Origin of the sequence: Lysobacter capsici (assembly GCF_014779555.2) — a bacterium.
Classification (GTDB): Bacteria; Pseudomonadota; Gammaproteobacteria; order Xanthomonadales; family Xanthomonadaceae; genus Lysobacter; species Lysobacter capsici.
The window spans coordinates 2,968,974-2,989,565 of record NZ_CP094357.1 but is presented as its reverse complement, the minus strand read 5'-3'; the positions used below and the strand labels follow the sequence as shown (position 1 = coordinate 2,989,565).

The window sequence follows — 20,592 nt, the reverse complement described above, 5'->3', positions numbered from 1 at the left end:
TTACCGCCACGACCGCGCGCGGTCGCACGGTCCTGAGTTCAATCTTCCAATTCGATTTCGTGTTCGGCCGATGCACGCCTGCCGCGGCGGCGACGCAAGGCTTCGCGTCGCTGCTCGCCGCGGCGGTCGCTGTCGGTCAATCGACCGGCCTCGCGATCGCCGTCGCGAATAAACGCCGCCAGTTGCGCGACGGTGGTATGGGTGAAGAGCTCCACCATGGTCAGGCGGTGCTGCAAGCGGCGTTCGATCATGGCCTGCAAACGCACCACCAACAGGGAATGACCACCCAAGGCGAAGAAGTGATCGTGGCGGCCGACCCGTTCGACGCCCAGCAACTCCGTCCACACCTGCGACAGCGCCTGCTCCACTTCGCCTTCGGGCGCTTCGTACACCTGCCGCGCATGCGCATCGCCTTCCGGCGCGGGCAGCGCCGCGCGATCCAGTTTGCCATTCGGGGTCAGCGGCCAATGATCCACGTGTACAAACGCCGACGGCAGCATGTATTCGGGCAGACGCGACTGCAGTTGGCCGCGTAATGCCGATGCTTCAATCGCGTCGCCCTGCCAATACGCCACCAAGGCCCGCTCCGATCCCGCGTCGCCGCGCGCCACCACCACCGCGTCGCGCACGCCCGGACAGGCTTGCAACGCAGCCTCGATCTCGCCCAGTTCGATCCGATAGCCGCGCAGCTTCACCTGGAAATCGTTGCGGCCCAGGTAATCCAGGCCCCCGTCACCGCGACGCCGGACCAGATCGCCGGTGCGATAAACACGGCCGCCCATCGCGAACGGATCGTCGATAAAGCGCTCGGCGGTCAATTCAGGACGATGCAGATAACCACGCGCCACGCCCGCGCCGCCGAGCCACAACTCGCCGACCACGCCCGGCGCGACCAGCTCGCCGTGTTCGTCCACCACGCAAGCGCGCGTATTCGCGATCGGCGCGCCGATCCCCGGCACGAAGCCCGTCGAACGCGGCATCGAGACCCAGGTCGAGTACGTCGTCGTCTCGGTCGGGCCGTACAGGTTCGCCACCCGCGCCGCCTGGGTCTGCGCGAACACCTGCTCGACCAGTTCGCGCTTGAGCGGTTCGCCGGCCAGGTTCACCGCGCACACGCTGGCCGGCAGGCCACCCGCATCCAGTACCGCCTTCAGCACCGACGGCACCGTGTTGACCAAGGTCGCGCCTTCCAACTGCGCGCCAGCGCGCAGCAAATCCTCCACCAGCATCACGCTGCCGCCCTGGGTCAGCGGCACCAGCAGTTCGAATACGGCCAGGTCGAAATTGACCGAGGTCGAGCAGACCGTGCGGGCCAGCTCCTCTGGCGCGAACGCGCTATGCGCCCAGGCCAGCAGATTGACGGTGTTGCGGTGTTCGATCGCCACGCCCTTGGGTCGGCCGGTGGAGCCGGAGGTGTAGATCACGTAGGCCAAGTGATCGGGACGCAATGTCACGTTCGGCGAATGCGACTGCGCGCTGCCGGCGGTGTCTTGCACTTCCAGTACCGCAACCGCGTCCACGCCCAGCCGCGCGGCTGCGCCGCCGGCGCTCACCACCGCGATCGGTGCGGCGTCTTCCAGCATCTGCAGCACGCGTTCGCGTGGATAGCCCGGATCCAGCGGCACATAGGCGCCACCGGCCTTCAGGATGCCCAGCAGGCCGACCACCAGTTCGATCCCGCGTTCGGCGCACAGACCCACGCAGGTATCGGGCACCACGCCCAACTCGATCAAGGCATGCGCGACTCGGTTGGATGCGGCTTCCAGTTGCGCATAGCTCAACTGTGCTTCGCCGCTGCGCAGCGCCACCGCGTCGGGCGTGCGCGCGACTTGCGACTCGAACAGATCTACCAACGTCCGCGGCGACTGCTCGGTCGAGGGACCGGCGCTTGCTTGCAGCAGTTGCGTGCGCTCGTCCTCGTCCAGCAGCGCCAGCGACGACACCGTCGCATCCGGCGATTGCGCCATGCCGTCCAGCAAACGCTCCAGCCATCGCGACCAGCGCGCGATGGTGTCCGCGTCGAACAGATCGCTCGCGTATTCGATCGACCCACTCAGCCCGTCCTGCGTTTCGGTCAGCGACAGCGAGATATCGAATTGCGTGGTCGCATGCGGAATCGACAGCGCCTCCACGCGCAGGCCGGGCAGCGCCGCCGCCGGTTTGTCCGTCGTGTTGTCCAGCACCAGCAGGGTCTGGAAGATCGGCGCATGGCCCAGCGTCCGCGAGGGCTGCACCGCATCGACCACGCGATCGAACGGCAAATCCTGATGCTCGTGGGCAGCCAGGGTGGTCTGGCGGATGTCCGCGAGCAATGCGGCCACCGTGGTCGAATTCTCCACCCGCGTGCGCAGCGCCAGGGTGTTGACAAAAAAGCCGATCAGCCCTTCCAGCTCCACCCGTGGCCGGTTGGCAACCGGCGAACCGATCACCACCTCGCCCTGCCCGCTCAATCGCGACAGCAATGCGCTCCAGCCTGCCAATAGCACCATGTACAAGGTCGCGCCATGGGTTTGCGCCAATGCGCGCAGACGTTTCGTCAGCGCCGCATCCAGCCGTACCGCATGCATTCGTCCGGCATAGCTCTGCACCGGGGGACGGGGTCGATCGGTCGGCAGCGCCAGCAACTCCGGCGCGCCGCGCAACTGCTCGCGCCAGTAACGCGATTGCGCCTCCCAACGCGCGCCGCTGAGCCAGCCGCGTTGCCACAGCGCATAGTCGGCGTACTGCACCGGCAACGGCGGCAGCGGATCGTCCAGGCCTTGTGCGAATGCCGCGTACAGTGCTCGCAGTTCCTCTACCAGCACGCCGAGCGACCAGCCGTCGGACACGATGTGGTGCTGGGTTACCAGCAGCACATGCTCGTTGGCCTCCAATCGCAGCAGACGCCCGCGGATCAACGGTCCGCGCGACAGATCGAAACGCGATTGCGCCTCCTCGCGCATCTGCGCGTCCAGCGCGGCCGCGCGCGACTGCATCGGCAGCGCCGACAGATCCACGCGTCGCAGCGCGAAACCCGCGGCCGGCTCGATCCGCTGCTCCGGCTCGCCTTCCACGTCTTCGAAACGCGTGCGCAAGGCCTCGTGACGCTCGACGATCCGCGCCAACGCACGTTCCAGCGCCGACTCGTCCAACGCGCCGTACAAGCGCAGGCCCGCGGCCACGTGGTAGGCCGCGCCGGCCGCCGCATCCAGCCGGTCCAGGAACCACAACCGCTGCTGCGACCACGACAACGGCAGCCGATCCTCGCGCGAGGTCGGCGCGATCGCCGGCAACCCATTGCCGCCGCCAGCCTGCACCCGCCGCGCCTGACCGGCCAAGGTCGGTTCGGCGAATACTTCGCGCAGCGGCAACTCAACGCCGAGGCGTTCGTGCACCCGCGCCTGCAACCGCACGGCCAGCAACGAATGTCCGCCCAAGGCGAAGAAATGATCGTGGCGGCCGACCCGTTCGACACCCAGCAGTTCCGTCCATAGCTGCGACAGCGCCTGCTCCACTTCGCCTTCGGGCGCCTCGTACGCCTGCCGCGCATGCGCATCGCCTTCCGGCGCGGGCAATGCTGCGCGGTCCAGCTTGCCGTTGGGCGTCAGCGGCCACTGATCTACATGCACATACGCCGATGGCAGCATGTATTCAGGGAGGCGCGATTGCAGTTGGCTACGCAATGTCGACACTTCGATCGCGTCGCCTTGCCAATACGCCACGAGGATCCGCTCGGATCCCGCTTCGCCGCGCGCCACCACCACCGCGTCGCGCACGCCCGCGCAGGACTGCAACGCCGATTCGATCTCGCCCAGTTCGATCCGGTAACCGCGGATCTTCACCTGGAAATCGTTGCGGCCCAGGAATTCCATCGTCCCGTCCGCCCAATACCGTGCCCGGTCGCCGGTCTTGTACATGCGTTCGCCCGACACGAACGGATCGGGCACGAAACGTTCGGCGGTCAGCTCGTCGCGGTTCCAATAACCTTCGGCCAGGCAGTCGCCGGCGATGTACAGATCGCCCGGAACGCCCACCGGACTGGGCTCGCCACGCGCGTCGAGCACGTAGTAGCGCGCGTTCCAGATCGGACGGCCATACGGAATGCTCTTCCAGTGCGGCTGCACCCGATCGATTCGGTGGTAGTTCGACCACACCGTCGCTTCGGTCGCTCCGCCCAGCGCCACCACTTCGCAACGCGGGAATGCGCGCCGGACCGCATCGGGCAGTTCCAAGCCGATCCAGTCGCCGCTGAAGAACGCCAGCCGCAGGTCGCGCGACACCTCCTCCGTCAACGAACCCACCAGACCGGCGAACACCGCGGGCGCCGAGTCCCAGAACGTGATCCCGCTGCGCAGCAGCTCGATCAAACGCGCCGGATCGCGCACGTCCTCCGAACGCGCCACGTGCACGCTGCCGCCGCTCCACAGCACCCCGAACAGGTCGTACACCGACAGGTCGAAACTCAGCGAGGTCGTGAACAGCACCCGATCCGACGGCCCCATCGCAAACGTCGACTCCACCCACGCGAACAGGTTCGCCGCCGCCGCGTGCTTGACCATCACGCCTTTCGGACGACCGGTCGAACCCGAGGTGTAGATCACATACGCCAACGCTTGCGCGTCCACGCCGATCCCTTGCGACGACGGATTCCACACCGGCTGGTCCGACCACCGTTCGGCTTCGTCCACGCACAGCACCGGTACCGCTGACAAGCCTTCATGTTGCGACAGCGATCGCTGCGACAGCACCCGCCGCGGCGCGCAGTCATCCAATGTCTCGCGCAGCCGTTGCACCGGATGCGCCGGGTCCAGCGGCACGTAGGCCGCACCGGCCTTCGCCACCGCCAGCACCGCCGCGACCATCCACGGACCGCGCTCGAGCAGGATCCCGACCCGGTCGCCGCCCTGCACGCCATCGGCCAGCAACCGGTAGGCAATACGGTTCGCGCGTTCGTTCAACGCCTGGTAACTCCAGCGCTCATCGCCGCACAACACCGCCAGCGCCTGCGGACGCTCAAGCACTTGGCGCTCGAATCCTGCGTGCATCACCTCGCGGGGATACGCGTGATGGGTCGCGTTCCAGTCCGCGGTCAGACGCTTGCGCTCGCTCGCCGACAACGTAGGCAGAGCGGACGGCGCCATCGCCGTCGCGCCGGACGTCTCGGCCTCGAGCGCGCCGACCAGGACCCTCACGGCGTGTTCGATGCGCTCGAGCGCAGCCTCGGACTCGATACCCTTCGCGCAATGCACCTTCAGCGCGAATCCCGCGCCGTAATCGTCGACCGACAACGCCAGCGGATAATGAGTGTGCTCGTCGCTGACCAGCAGCCGCATGCCGAAGGCGCCGTCCACCTCGCCACCCTCGCCCGCGTCTTCGATGCCCGCCAGCAATCCCGCGCTGTGGCGGTAATTGATCAAGGCCGCGAACGGCGCCGCGCCCGCGCCGAGTCCCGAACACCGCTGCGCGAGCGCGAGCGATGCATGCTCGTGCTCCAGCAGCGCGCCCAACTGCTCGTGCAGGGCGCGCAACGCGGCGAGCGCCGACGCCGCATCCAGGTCCACGCGCATCGGCAAGGTATTGATAAACACGCCCGGGGTCGAGGCCAGCGATGCGTTGTGCAGCCGTCCGCTCAGCACGGTGCCGAACACCACGTCGCTGCGCCCGCTCGCGGCGCCCAGCGCCAGGGCCCAGGCCAGATGGAACACCGCCGCCGCGCTGACCCCGGCTTCGCGCGCGCACTCGCGCAAGCGCGCCGCCAATGCGGCCTCGACCCGGCGCGTACCGTTGCTTGCACCGATCACGCCATCGGCGACCGCCGCCACGCCGAACGGCGCGGTGATCTCGTCCACCGTGGCGAGCAGCGCCGAGAAATACGCCGCGTGCGCGGCCTCCGACGATGCGGCCACCGACTCGATGAACTCGCGGTAAGGCGCCGCCGGAACGACATCGGCGCGATCTGCGCGCATTTGCGCCGCGACTTGCGCCAATACCAATTCGAGGCTGACGTGATCGCTGACGATGTGATGGTTGAGGATCGCCAGCAGCCACGTTCCCGACGCTTCGTCGAACGCGGTCCAGACACGCAGCAGCGGTGGACGGGTCAGGTCCAGACGCACCCGCGACGGATCGCTGGCCTGCATCAGCGCCTGCTTCGCGGTCACGCCCGGCGGCGGCGTCACCGCCTCGACCGGCAGGCGGGCGCCGCGATGCACCAGTTGCAGCGGCCCGCGCAGCCCCTGCCAATGCACCGAGGTGCGCAGGATGTCGTGGCGATCCACCATCGACTGCAGTCCGGCTACGAAGGCCGTCATGTCCTCGCCGCGCTCGAACTGGAGCAGCGTGCGGATCAAGTATGCGTCCGGTCCCTCGTCGCGCAGATGATGGAACAGCATGCCTTGCTGCAGTGGCGACAGCGGATAGGCGTCTTCGAGATCGTCGACACCTCCGCGCGCCTTGATCAAGGCGTCGCGCACGTCGGCATCGGTCAGGCGCGGCAGCGAGGACTCGCCGGCCTGCGCGAACGTGGCGGCAGGCTCGGTCGCCAGCGCGGCCAGATCGCACAGCACCGGCGCCGAGAACACGCTGCGCACGTCCAGCCGCAAACCGCGCTGGGCGAGCCGCTCGATCAAGGTCACCACCATCAACGAATGGCCGCCGAGGCGGAAGAAATGATCGTGGCGGCCGACCCGCGGCAGATCGAACAACTGCATCCAGACCTCGGCGATGACGGACTCGACCTCGCCTTGCGGCGCCTGGTAGGCGAGCGCGCCGACCGCATCGCGATCGGGCGCCGGCAGCCTGTCGGTATCGAGCTTGCCGTTGCGGGTCAACGGCAGCGCGGCCATCGGCACGAATGCGGACGGCACCATGTACTCGGCCAGGCTTGCGCAGAGCGCGGCGCGCAGGCCGGGCACGTCCAGGCTGGACAGGTCCAGTTGCGCCGAGCCCGAAGGCACGATGTAGGCGATCAGGCGCAGATCGCCGGAGCGATCCCCGCGCGCGATGACGGCGGCCTGCGCGACCGTGGGCAGTCGCAACAGCGCCGCTTCGATCTCGCCCGGCTCGATGCGGAAACCGCGCAATTGCACCTGCTGGTCGATCCGCCCCAGGTGCTGGATATCGCCGTTCTCGAGAAAGCGTCCAAGATCGCCGGAGCGGTACAGGACCTGTCCGGGCTCGAACGGATCGGCGACGAAACGCTCGGCGGTCAATGCATCCCGATTGAGATAGCCGCGCGAGAGGCCGAGGCCGCCGACGTAGATCTCGCCGGTCGCGCCGTACGGCAGCATCCGGCGATCCTGGCTCAGGATATACACCCGCGTGGTCGGGATCGGCTGTCCGACGTTGTTGTCGGCGCTGGCCAGTTCGGCCGCGCCCAGGTACTTGAAGGTGACATGCACGCAGGTTTCGGTGATGCCGTACATGTTCACCAGCGCGACCCACGGATGGCGCTGATGGAACGGCGCCAGCTTGCTCGGATTGAGCGACTCGCCGCCGAACACCACATAGCGCAGGGCGGAGAAATCGATCGCATCGGGCAGCATGCGCGACAGCGCCTGGAACGCCGACGGCGTCTGGCTCAACACGCTGACGCGATTCGCCGCCAGCCATTGGGCGAAGCCCGGCGGATCGGTCCGCAACGCACCCGGCACGATCGCCGCGCGGGCGCCATGCAGCAACGCGCCGAACAATTCCCAGACGGAGAAGTCGAACGCGAACGAGTGGAACACCGACCAGACATCGTCCGGATCGAAGCGAAACGGCAGTGCATCGTTGATCAGCAGTCGCACGACGTTGCGATGCGTGATCGGCACGCCCTTGGGCTGTCCGGTCGAACCGGAGGTATAGATCACATAGGCATCGGCATCGGCTTGCACGTCTTCGCCGATCGCCGCATCCGACAGTTCCGCCAGGCCCGTATCGTCGCTGGCCACCGCCTCGCAGTGCGCGGGCAGCCCTTGCGCATTCGCGTCGCCCGCGATCACCGCCAGGCGCGCACCTGCATCGTCCAGGGCGAACGCGATGCGTTCGGCGGGTGCATCGGGATCGAGCGGCACATAGGCGCAACCCGCCTTGAGGATGGCGAGAATGGCCACGCCCGCCTCGACCGAACGGCTTGCGAGCAGGCCGATGCGGTCGCCTGGCGCGGCGCCGCGCGCGCGCAACAGCCGCGCCAGTCGGTTGGCGCGCGCTTCCAGCACCGAATAGGTAAGGCCGCCGCGCCCGTCGATGAGCGCGACGCGATCGGGCGCCTGCTCGGCTTGACGCGCGATCAGGCCATGCAAGGTCTGCGTATGCGGGTAATCGGCGCGCGCGCCTTGGGCCAGCCCGCGTTGCCGCTCGACCTCGGCCGCGGACAGCAACGGCAGGGCATCGACCGTGCGCGAACCGTCGCCGGTGATCTCGCGCAACAGCGCGGCGTAATGGCCAGCGATCTGATCCGCCATCCACGCGTCGAAGAAGTCCGCGTTGTAGACCAGATGGCAGGCATAGCCGTCGCCTTCGTCGCTGACCAGCAGATGCAGATCGTTCTTGCCGTAGCCCAGGTTGGTCTCGACGGTACGCACGGCGAACTCGGCGCCCTGCCGCACGCTCGGGGCGCGCTCGAACTGGAACAGCAGATCGAACAGCGCGGTGCGGCTCATGTCCTTTTCGGGCGCCAGCCATTGGACCAGACGGTCGAACGGAACCTGCGCGTGCGCATCGGCCTGTGCGCGCACCCGCGCGCTATCGTCCAACAACGCGGCGACGCGGGTATCGGTGCCGATGCGCTGGCGGATCACCCGCAGATTGGCGAACGGGCCCAGCGCGGCGGGCTCGGCGGCGGCGCTGGTCCCGAACACGATGTCCTCGTGCCCGGCATACCGGCGGATCAGCGCGGCGAACGCGGCATTGGCCACGGCGGCCTCGTCGCCGCCGATGCGCGCGGCGGTCGCGCGCACCGCGGCCGCCACGGCGGCGTCGATGCGGAAGTCGATGCGCGCGGCGGTGTAGGTATGCACCGTCGGCCGCGGGCGATTGAGCGGAAGCTCGACCGCCTGCAGCGGCGCACGCAGTTGCCGTCGCCAGTACAGCGCGGCGGGTTCGAAGGTCAGCGGCGCCTGCGAATCGCGATGCAGTCTGGCCAGGTACTCGTCGGTCTGGATCGTCGCGATCGGCTCGCCGTCGTAGGCCTGCACGATCGCATTCGCGATCTGCATCAGCGCGGCGCGATCGGCGACGATATGGTGAACGCTGAGCGCGAGCAGGCTGCGCTGCGCGCCGTCACGATAAAGCCGCGAGCGCAGCAGCGCGCCCTCGCCCAGCGGCATGGGCTCGGCGGCCCAGGCCAGGGCCGCGTCGATCGGGTCAGTGTCTGTGTCGACTTGCGACCACGGTATCCGATCATCGTCGACGAAGCGCTGCCCCACGCGTCCGTCCTCGGCGACGATGCGCGTGCGCAGCGCCGGCTGCGCCGATACGACCCGCGCGACCGCGGCGCGCAGGCGATCGGCATCGACCCGGCCGCTCAGGCGCATCAGCAACGGCAGATTGTGATAAGTCGGGCTGGAGGGATACAGGCTGCCCGCCTCGAAGGTCTCGATGAACCACAGCCGCTGCTGGTGCGGCGACAACGCCCGCGCATCGACATCGGTTTGCTCAACCTGCGTGGCGACAGCCTCGTCGGCGCGAACGCGCGCGGCCAGCGGCGCCGACACGATCGCCGTTTCCGGTGCCTGCGTCATCGTCAGCAGCAAGGCCTCGAAGTGATCCGCGCAGCGTTCGATGCTGGCCGGGTCGAACAGGTCGGCCGCGTACTCGTAGCGCAGTTCGATCCGGCCGTCGTCGTCGCTGACGTACACGGTCAAATCGCACTTGGCGCCGATCTCCAGCGGCGCCAGCGCCGTCGCCTCGATGCCGGGCAGCGCCAGTTCGGCGCGCGGCATGTTCTGGCATAGCAGCATGGTCTGGAACAGCGGCGCATGGCTGGCCTCGCCTCGCTCGGGCCGCACGGCTTCGACGATCTGTTCGAACGGCAAGTCCTGATGCCGGTAGGCATCGAGCGCGGTCGCCCGCGCTTGCCGGGCCAGCCCTTCGAAGGTTTCTTCGGCGCTCAGGCGCAAGCGCAGCGGCAGGCTGTTGATGAAGAAGCCGATCAGCGGCTCCAACTCAGCCCTGACCCGATTCGCGATCGGCGTTCCGACGACGATATCGTCCTGTCCGCTCAGGCGCGCCATCAGCGCGGCCCACCCCGTCAACGCGGTCATGAACAAGGTCATGCCGCGGGCCGCGCCGAAGCCGCGCACGGCGTCGGCCAGGCGCGTATCTAGGCAGCGGATCACTTCGCCGCCGCACGTGCTCGGCGACGCCGGACGCGGACGGTCGGTCGGCAGGTCGAGCCGCTCGGGCGCGCCTTGCAAGTGCGTTCGCCAGAACGCCAGATGGTCTTCGTGCGAGTGCGCGGGCATGGTCTCGCGTTGCCACACCGCGTAGTCGGCGTACTGGACCGGCAACGGCGGCAGCGGATCGGGCCGGCCGGCGGCGAACGCCGCGTACAGCGCCGACAATTCGCGCGTCAGGATCGCCACCGACCATCCGTCCGAAGCGATGTGATGCTGAAGGACCAGCAAGCCGTGGCTGCGTTCGCCAATGCGCGCCAACAGACCGCGAATGGGCGTGTCCACGGCGAGGTCGAAACCGCGCCGGACCTCATCCAGGCAAGCCGTGCGCGCCTGTGCCCAGGCCTCGTCTTCGGGCAAGTGCGACAGGTCGATCCGCCGCAGCGCGAATCCCGATTCCGCCGGCAGGATGTGCTGACGCGCGATCCCGTCGTTGGCGGGAAAACGGGTGCGCAAGGTTTCGTGTCGCGCCACCAGCGCGTCCAGAGCGCGGCCCAGCGCGGCGATATCCAACTCACCCTCGAGTCTGAACCAGCCCGGCATCCGATACGCCGCGGCGCCCTCGGGATCCATCCGGTCCACAAACCACAGCCGCTGCTGCGCCCACGACAACGGCAGATCGCGATCGCGTGCGACCGGCGACACCGCCGGCAGACCTCCGGCGCGGGCCTGGCCCGCTTGCGCCGCCATGGCCGCGAGGGTGGGATGTTCGAACACTTCGCGCAGCGGCAGCTGCACGCCGAGGGCTTCTTCGATGCGCGCCACCAGCCGCACCGCCATCAGCGAATGGCCGCCGATCTCGAAGAAATGATCGTGACGCCCGATCCGCTCGATGCCGAGCAAGTCGCGCCACAACCCGGCCAGCGTGGCCTCGGCGGCGTCGGCGGGTTCGACGAAGGCGCGCCGCGCCAGCGCATCCTCGTCCGGCGGCGGCAACGCCGCGCGGTCGAGTTTGCCGCCCGCTGTCAGCGGCCAGCGCACCATCGGCACGAACGCCGAGGGCAGCATGTAGTCGGGCAACTGGCGCGCCAACGCGGCGCGCAGGCGCAGCGGCAGGTCGGCGCATGCGGCCGCGAGCAAAGGCCAGCTGTGCAGGCCCGACGACGGCAGCGGCGAGGACGCAAACGCGGCGCCCGTAAGCGCTTGCAGCTTCGCCTGCGCGCCGATCGCGGCATCGTAGCGACCGTCGCGGCCGCTGTCGGCCCAACTCAATCGCAACGCCAGTCCGCGCTGCGCGCACATCGCCGCCAGCCGCGCGGGCAGCATGCCGAGGCTGTCGTCGTCGCTCTCGGCCTGCGGCCGGTACGGCAGGAAGCCGGGCATGACCCGTCGCTGTTCGAGCATGCGCGCGAACGGCGCGACCCACGGGTGCGCGATCCCGCGTACGGCGACGATCGACGAAGGATCGGCGGCGGCCGCGTCGAGCATCTCGGTCAACGCGGCGGTGCTGCGCCAATCGCGCCAGTCGAGCGGCGGCGTGGCGTCGGCGGATGCATCGTCGTGACTGCTCGATGCATGGGTGTGGATGACGACGTCGTAGCGGAACGCCGCCATTTCGGTATGCCGCTCGCCCAGTTTGGGCAGGATCTCGATGTCGCGAATCTGCGGATAGCGACTGCGCAAGGACAGGAACCAGGCCGGATCGACCAGCAGTTCGCGATCGGCGATCGCTCGCCGCCGCGCCTGCTCGAGCATCTGCGCATCGCGGGCGCCAGCGGCGGCCTGATGCAATGCGACCGACAGATGGAAAGCTTCGCCCAGGCCCCAATGGCGGATGTCGCCGACGAACAGGCGGCCGCCCGGCTCAAGCCGCGACAGCATCGCCTCGAGCGTGCATTGCAGATAGTCCGCATCGGGAAAGTACTGCGCGACCGAATTCAGGATGGCGGTATCGAAACGTTCTTCCACCGCCGACAAGTCGTGCGCCGGCGCCGCGCCTACCCGCGCGACCGCGGCGATGGCCGGATCGCGGGCGATGCGGCGGGCGAGCTTGCCCACGGTCCGCGCCGACAGGTCGGTGCCGACGTAACGGCTGCAGTCCGCGGCCAGGTTCTGCAGCAGCAGGCCGGTGCCGCAGCCGACTTCCAGCACGCGCCGCGGGCGCAGTTCGCGGATCCGCGCGAGCGTGGTGTCGAGCCACTCGCGCATGGCCTCGTCCGCGATCGCGTCGCGGGTGTAGCTGCTGTTCCAGCCGACCGTATCGAAGCTGTCCGAACCGTCGCCGCCGTCCTCGTCGGCCTGCTCGTCGAAGATGCCGGACCATTGCTCGACCTGCGCATCCGCCGCGCGGGCGTCCGCGGCCGCGGGATCGGGAACGACGTAGGCGGCGATGCGCGGCTCGCCGTCACGATCGCGCACCACGGTCACCAGCGCGTCGCGAACGCCCTCGACCTCGCGCAGGCAGGCCTGGATTTCGCCGAGTTCGATGCGGTGGCCGCGGAGCTTGACCTGATCGTCGTTGCGGCCGAGGTAATCGAGCCGGCCGTCGGCGCGACGCCGCACCAGATCGCCGCTGCGATACAACCGACCCTCGCCGAACGGGTTGTCGATGAAGCGTTCAGCGGTCAACTCGGGGCGATGCAGATAACCGCGCGCCACGCCGTTGCCGCCGAGCCACAGCTCGCCGACCACACCCGGCGCGGCCAGGGTTCCATCGGCTTCCACCACATAGGCCTGCACGCCCGGCAGCGGTTCGCCCAGATGCGGACCGTGTTCGGCGCTGACCCGCGCCAGCGTGCTGTTGACCGTGCATTCGGTCGGACCGTAGGCGTTGTAACAAGCCACCGGAGCGGCGGCCGCGCGCTTCCACGCCGTGGCCGGAAACGCTTCGCCGCCGACCAGGATCGCGCGCAATCGCGGCAGCGCCCGTTCGAACAGGCCGCCGTGGATCAACAGGTCCAGTTGCGATGGCGTGCAGTCGAATACCGACACTGCTTCGGTATCGAGGAAGTCCAGCATGCGCCCGGCATCGGCGCGCACGTTCGCGGGCACGATGCAAACGGTGTGGCCCGACCCCAGTTGCACCAGCGCCTGCAGCGAGGCATCGAAGGACACGCTGGCATTGAGCGCCACACACAGCGCCGGCGGCAATTCGTCGAATACGCGTTCGCGCATTCCTTGCCACAGGTGCAGCAATTGGCGGTGCTCGACCATCACGCCCTTCGGGCGGCCGGTGGAACCTGAGGTGTAGATCACATAAGCCAGGTGGTCGGGGCGCAACGCCACTTGCGGCGCGTGCGACTGCGCGCTGTCGGCGGTGGCTTCCACGTCCAGCACCGCGACGCCGTCCAGGCCCAGTCGCGCGGCGGCGCCGCCAGCGCTTACTACCGCGACCGGCGCGGCATCTTCCAGCATCTGCAGCACGCGTTCGCGCGGATAGCCCGGGTCCAGCGGCACGTAGGCGCCGCCGGCCTTGAGGATGCCCAGCAGGCCGACCACCAGTTCGATCCCGCGTTCGGCGCACAGGCCCACGCGGGTGTCGGGCACTACGCCCAGATCGATCAACGCATGCGCCACGCGGTTGGATGCGGCGTCCAGCTGCGCATAACTCAACCGCGCCGCGCCGCTGCGCAGCGCCTCCGCGTCGGGCGTGCGCGCAACCTGCGCTTGAAACAATTCCACCAGCGTCTGCTGCGTTTGTTCCGCCGACGGACCGGCGCTGCCTTGCAGCAGTTGCGCATGCTCGTCCTCGTCCAGCAATGCCAGCGACGCCACCGCCGCATTCGGCGATCGGGCCATGCCGTCCAGCAAACGTTCCAGCCACCGCGACCAGCGCGCCACGGTGTCCGCATCGAACAGATCGCTGGCGTACTCGATCGCCCCGCTCAACCCGTCCTGCGTTTCGCTCAGCGACAACGAGATATCGAATTGCGTGGTCGTGTGCGGAATCGCGATCCGCTCCACCCGCAAGCCATGCAGCGACGGATCGCCGCCGCGCGGCGCGTTCTGCAGCACGAACATCGCCTGCACCAGCGGGTTGTGGCCCAGGCTGCGCTCCGGCGCCATCGATTCGACCACCTGCGCGAACGGCACGTCCTGATGCACGAACCCATCCAGGGCCACCTGCTTCACGCTGTCCAGCCACTGCGCCGTGGTGCTGTCGCGCTGCAATTCCAGCCGCAGCGCGAGGGTGTTGACGAAAAATCCGATCAGACCGTCCAGACGGCTGTCGCGACGGTTGGCCACCGCGGTGCCCACCACCACCTCGCCCTGCCCGCTCAATCGCGACAGCAAGGCGCTCCAGCCCGCCAGCAGCACCATGTACAAGGTCGCACCATGGGTTTGCGCTAATGCGCGCAGGCGCTTCGTCAGTGCCGCATCCAACCGTACCGCATGCATCCGTCCGGCATAGCTCTGCACCGGGGGGCGGGGCCGATCGGTCGGCAGCGCCAGCAACTCCGGCGCGCCGCGCAACTGCTCGCGCCAGTAGCGCGATTGCGCTTCCCAGCGCGCGCCGCTGAGCCAGCCGCGTTGCCACAGCGCATAGTCGGCGTACTGCACCGGCAACGGCGGCAGCGGATCGTCCAGGCCCTGTGCGAATGCCGCGTACAGCGCTCGCAGTTCCTCTACCAGCACGCCGAGCGACCAGCCGTCGGACACGATGTGGTGCTGGGTCACCAGCAGCACATGCTCGTTGGCCTCCAATCGCAGCAGACGCCCGCGGATCAACGGTCCGCGCGACAGATCGAAACGCGATTGCGCCTCCTCGCGCATCTGCGCGTCCAGCGCGGCCGCGCGCGACTGCATCGGCAGCGCCGACAGATCCACGCGTCGCAGCGCGAAACCCGCGGCCGGCTCGATCCGCTGCTCCGGCTCGCCTTCCACGTCTTCGAAACGCGTGCGCAAGGCCTCGTGACGCTCGACGATCCGCGCCAGCGCACGTTCCAGCGCCGACTCGTCCAACGCGCCGTGCAGGCGCAGGCCCGCGGCCACGTGGTAGGCCGCGCCGGCCGCCGCATCCAGCCGGTCCAGGAACCACAATCGTTGCTGCGACCACGACAACGGCAACCGATCCTCGCGCGAGGCCGGCGCGATCGCCGGCAATCCGCTGCCGGCGCCAGCCTGCACCCGCCGCGCCTGACCGGCCAAGGTCGGTTCGGCGAATACTTCGCGCAGCGGCAACTCAACGCCGAGGCGTTCGTGCACCCGCGCCTGCAACCGCACGGCCAGCAACGAATGTCCGCCCAAGGCGAAGAAGTGATCGTGGCGGCCGACCCGTTCGACGCCCAGCAACTCCGTCCATAGCTGCGACAGCGCCTGCTCCACGTCGCCTTCGGGCGCTTCGTACACCTGCCGCGCATGCGCATCGCCTTCCGGCGCCGGCAGCGCCGCGCGGTCCAGCTTGCCGTTCGGGGTCAGCGGCCACTGGTCTACGTGTACAAACGCCGACGGCAGCATGTACTCAGGTAGACGCGACTGCAGTTGGCCACGCAATGCCGATGCTTCGATCGCGTCGCCTTGCAAGTACGCCACCAGCGTCCGCTCCGAGCCCGCGTCGCCGCGCGCCACCACCACCGCGTCGCGCACGCCCGGACAGGCCTGCAACGCAGCCTCGATCTCGCCCAACTCGATCCGGTAGCCGCGCAGCTTCACCTGGAAATCGTTGCGGCCCAGGTAATCCAGCCCGCCATCGCTGCGTCGCCGGACCAGATCGCCGGTGCGATAAACCCGGCCGCCAAGCACGAATGGATCGTCGATAAAGCGCTCGGCGGTCAATTCAGGACGATGCAGATAACCACGCGCCACGCCCGCGCCGCCGAGCCACAACTCGCCGACCACGCCCGGCGCGACCAGTTCGCCGTGTTCGTCCACCACGTAGGCCCGCGTATTCGCGATTGGCGCGCCGATCCCCGGCACGAAGCCTGCCGAGCGCGGCATCGCGACCCAGGTCGAATACGTCGTCGTCTCGGTCGGGCCGTACAGGTTCGCCACCCGCGCCGCCTGGGTCTGCGCGAACACCTGCTCGACCAGTTCGCGCTTGAGCGGTTCGCCGGCCAGGTTCACCGCGCGCACGCTGGCCGGCAGGCCACCCGCGTCCAGCACCGCCTTCAACACCGACGGCACCGTGTTGACCAAGGTCGCGCTTTCCAGTTGCGCGCCAGCGCGCAGCAAATCCTCCACCAGCACCACGCTGCCGCCCTGGGTCAGCGGCACCAGCAGTTCGAATACGGCCAGGTCGAAATTGACCGAGGTCGAGCAGACCGTGCGGGCCAGCTCCTCTGGCGCGAACGCGCTATGCGCCCAGGCCAGCAGATTGACGGTATTGCGGTGTTCGATCGCCACGCCCTTGGGTCGGCCGGTGGAGCCGGAGGTGTAGATCACGTAGGCTAGGTGGTCGGGGCGCAATGTCACGTTCGGCGCATGCGACTGCGCGCTGCCGGCGGTGTCTTGCACTTCCAGTACCGCAACCGCGTCCACGCCCAGCCGCGCGGCTGCGCCGCCGGCGCTCACCACCGCGATCGGTGCGGCGTCTTCCAGCATCTGCAGCACGCGTTCGCGTGGATAGCCCGGATCCAGCGGCACATAGGCGCCACCGGCCTTCAGGATGCCCAGCAGGCCGACCACCAGTTCGATCCCGCGTTCGGCGCACAGACCCACGCAGGTATCGGGCACCACGCCCAACTCGATCAAGGCATGCGCGACTCGGTTGGATGCGGCTTCCAGTTGCGCATAGCTAAACTGTGCTTCGCCGCTGCGCAGCGCCACCGCGTCGGGCGTGCGCGCGACTTGCGACTCGAACAGATCTACCAGCGTCTGCGGCGACTGCTCGGTCGAGGGACCGGCGCTTGCTTGCAGCAGTTGCGAGCGCTCGTCCTCGTCCAGCAGCGCCAGCGACGACACCGTCGCATCCGGCGATTGCGCCATGCCGTCCAGCAAACGCTCCAGCCATCGCGACCAGCGCGCGATGGTGTCCGCGTCGAACAGATCGCTGGAATACTCGATCAAACCACTCAGTTCCTGCCCTTCTTCCCGCAACGTCAGGCTCAGGTCGAACTGGGTCGCGCCATGCGACACCGCATAAGCCTCGACTTCCAACCCAGGCAACGCCAGCGTCCGCTCCGGTGTGTTGTCCAGGCTCAGCAGCGTCTGGAACACCGGGCTGTGGCTCAGGCTGCGCTGCGGATGCAGCGCCTCGACCACGCGTTCGAACGGCACCTCCTGATGTTCGTAAGCGGCCATGCTCGCCGCACGAACCTGTGCCAGCAATTCCGCCACCGTGGTCGCGCCTTCCACTCGCGTGCGCAGCGCCAGGGTGTTGACGAAAAATCCGATAAGCCCTTCCAGTTGCACCCGCGGCCGATTGGCTACCGGCGAACCCACCACCACCTCGTCCTGCCCGCTCAGTCGCGACAGCAGAGCGCTCCAGCCCGCCAGCAGCACCGTGTACAGCGTCGTTCCGTGCGCCCGAGCCAGCCCATGCAGGCGCCGCGTCAGGCCCGCATCCAGACGCACCGACAGAAGGCCGCCGCGATAACTCTGCAACGACGGTCGCGGTTGATCGGTCGGCAACGCTAGCAATTCCGGCGCGCCTCGCAGTTGCTCGCACCACGCCTGGACCTGATCGGCGCTGTCGGCCTGCGACAGCCGTGCTCGTTGCCAGGCCGCATAGTCGGCGTACTGCAGCGGCAATGCCGGCAACGGATCAGGCCGGCCCTGTGCATACGCGGCATACAGCGCGCCCAGTTCGCGCACCAGCACGCCCTGCGACCAACCGTCGGACACGATGTGATGCTGCACCAACACCAGCACATGTTCGTCAGTCTGCAAACGCAGCAGCAGCGCACGCACCGGCGGGTGCATCGACAAGTCGAACGGCGCCGACGCATACTCCCTACAGGCCTGCGCCAGCGCCGCCTCGCGCTGCGGCGCTGAAATCGCTTGCAGATCCTGCCGCTCCAATGCCAGCCCGGTCGCCGCCCGCACCACCTGCACCGGGCCGTCCACGCCGTGTTCGAACACCGTGCGCAGCGATTCGTGCCGCTCGGCGATCCGATCCAGCGCCCGCGTCAACGCCGCCTCATCCAGCGCGCCGCGCAGACGCACGCCCGCCGCGATGTGATACGCCGCGCCGGCTGCCGCATCCAGCCGGTCCAGAAACCACAGCCGCTGCTGCGACCACGACAACGGCAGCGGCAAGCTGCGGTCCGCCAACGGCAACGCGTCGCCATTGCTTCGCTGCGCCAGCTGCACGATGCGCGCAAGCCCGGCCAGCGTCGGCGATGCGAACAGGTCCGCCGGCGTGCAGTCCACCCCGAACGCTTCGCGCAAGCGCGCGATCAACATACTGGCCTGGATCGAATCCAGGCCGAATGCGAACAGGTCCTGGTGCCTATCCTCCGGCACGGCGCCGAGGACGTCGGCAACAATCCCGGCGACCCGCTCCGTCACGGCGTCTTCGGCCAGCGAATCCGGATCGGCGGGCGCGTCGGACGCTTGCTCTACCCGCCATTCCCACACCGCCGAGAACGCACCTTCGCGTAGCAGATCGCGGCACCGGCCGCGCTGGACTTTGCCGCTGGAGGTACGCGGCAAATGGCCCGCGCGTACCAGGACGACGCGGGCGAGATCGTAGAGGTCGTGCGCCTCGGCCAGCGCGGCGCGGATGCGTGCCGCCAGATCGACGCTGTCCACCGCGCTCGCGCCGGAGATCTCCTGGACGATGGCCAACGCACCGGAGTCTTCGTCCTCGAGCGCGAACACGGCGCAGCCATCCGCGCTGAAGGCCGGTTCCACCGTGGCCACCGTTTGCTCGATGTCCTGCGGATAAAGGTTGCGTCCGCCCAAGATCAGCAGTTCCTTCGAGCGACCGGCGACGTAGAGCTCGCCTTCGTGCACGAAGCCCAGGTCGCCGGTACGCAGCCATGTTTCGCCGTCGCGTTCGGCGAAACTCTCGCGCGTGCCCGCCGACTGGTCCCAATAACCGGCCGCGACGGAAGGACCGCGGACCAGGATCTCGCCGATGCACGCGTCCTGCGAGGCCAGGCCGCTGATCGGATCGGCGATCAGCACATGCACGCCCGCCGGCGTGCCGACGCTGGCCAGTTCGATGCCGTCATCGCCGGCGGCGACGATCGCGCGTCCGCGCGCCAGTTCGCGGCGATCCAGGACGATCGTGCGCAGCGGCTCACCGGGCGCGCGCAATCGCGCGGCGACCAGCAAGGTGGCTTCGGCCAGTCCGTACGCGGGGGTCAACGCGTTCGGCGCGAACCCACGATCGACGTAGGCGTCGGCGAACCGGCGCAAGGTATCGGGACGGATGCGCTCGGCGCCGTTGACGGCCACGCGCACGCTGTCCAGGCGGATCGCGCGCAACAACGGATCGTCCGCGCGCTCGGCCATCAACGCGTAAGCGAAATTCGGCGCCACGGTCAAGGTGGCGCGATGGTCCGACAGCGCGCGCAACCAACGATGCGGCCGGCGCATGAACGCCGCGGGCGGGAACTGCACGCAGCCGGCACCAGCGAACAATGGGTAAGCGATGGCGCCGACCAGGCCCATGTCGTGGAACGGCGGCAACCACGACACCACGACGTCGTCGCGGGTCATGCCGTAGCGCGCCACCGCGGCCGCGCAATTGGCCATCAGATTGCCGTGGGTGACGATCACCCCCTTCGGCGCGGAGGTCGAACCCGAGGTGTATTGCAGCACCGCGGGCGTCGATTCCACGGCCGGGTAAGGCTCGCATCCGGCATCGTCCGCGGGCGCAGGCAGCGTATGCGGATCGATCCAGGCGACGGACGCGGCGGCGGTTCCGAATTCGCGCACGCACCGTTCGCGGACCTCATCGTCCAGGACGACGCAGGCCGCGGGCCGGCAATCGTCGAAGATCGCGCGCAAGCGCGGCAAGGTGCGGCGATTGCCCGGCGGATACGCCGGCACCGCGACCAGGCCCGCGTGCAGGCAGGCCAGGAAAGCGACGATGTAATCCAGCGACGGCGGCACCAGCAACAGCACGCGGTCGCCGCACGCTGTCACGCGCTGTAATCCCGCCGCCACCCGTGCGACTTCGCGATCCAGGCCGGCGTAGTCCAGCGCGGTGCCGGCGCCCTCGCCGTCGGCCAGGAATCGGAACGCGATGCGTCCGCTGTGTTGCGCATCCTCCGCGTGACGGCGCAGCAGCTGCGCCAGTGAAGAACACGTCGAAGGCATGACCACGGCTGACTCCATTCTCGACCACGAGCAAAAAGAAATCGGTAATTCCACGCACCGCCGCGTCCGCGGCGGCGGCGTCCCG

1 protein-coding gene is annotated in these 20,592 nt (G+C 68.7%); it reads right to left on the bottom strand.

Going from position 1 to position 20,592, the window contains the following annotated elements; translation table 11 throughout:
- Nucleotides 1-38: 38 nt before the first annotated feature.
- Nucleotides 39-20,507 (bottom strand): non-ribosomal peptide synthase/polyketide synthase, encoded by a 20,469-nt coding sequence (locus tag IEQ11_RS12400; RefSeq protein ID WP_228464405.1) that lies wholly within the window; start codon nucleotides 20,505-20,507, stop codon nucleotides 39-41.
- Nucleotides 20,508-20,592: the final 85 nt, after the last annotated feature.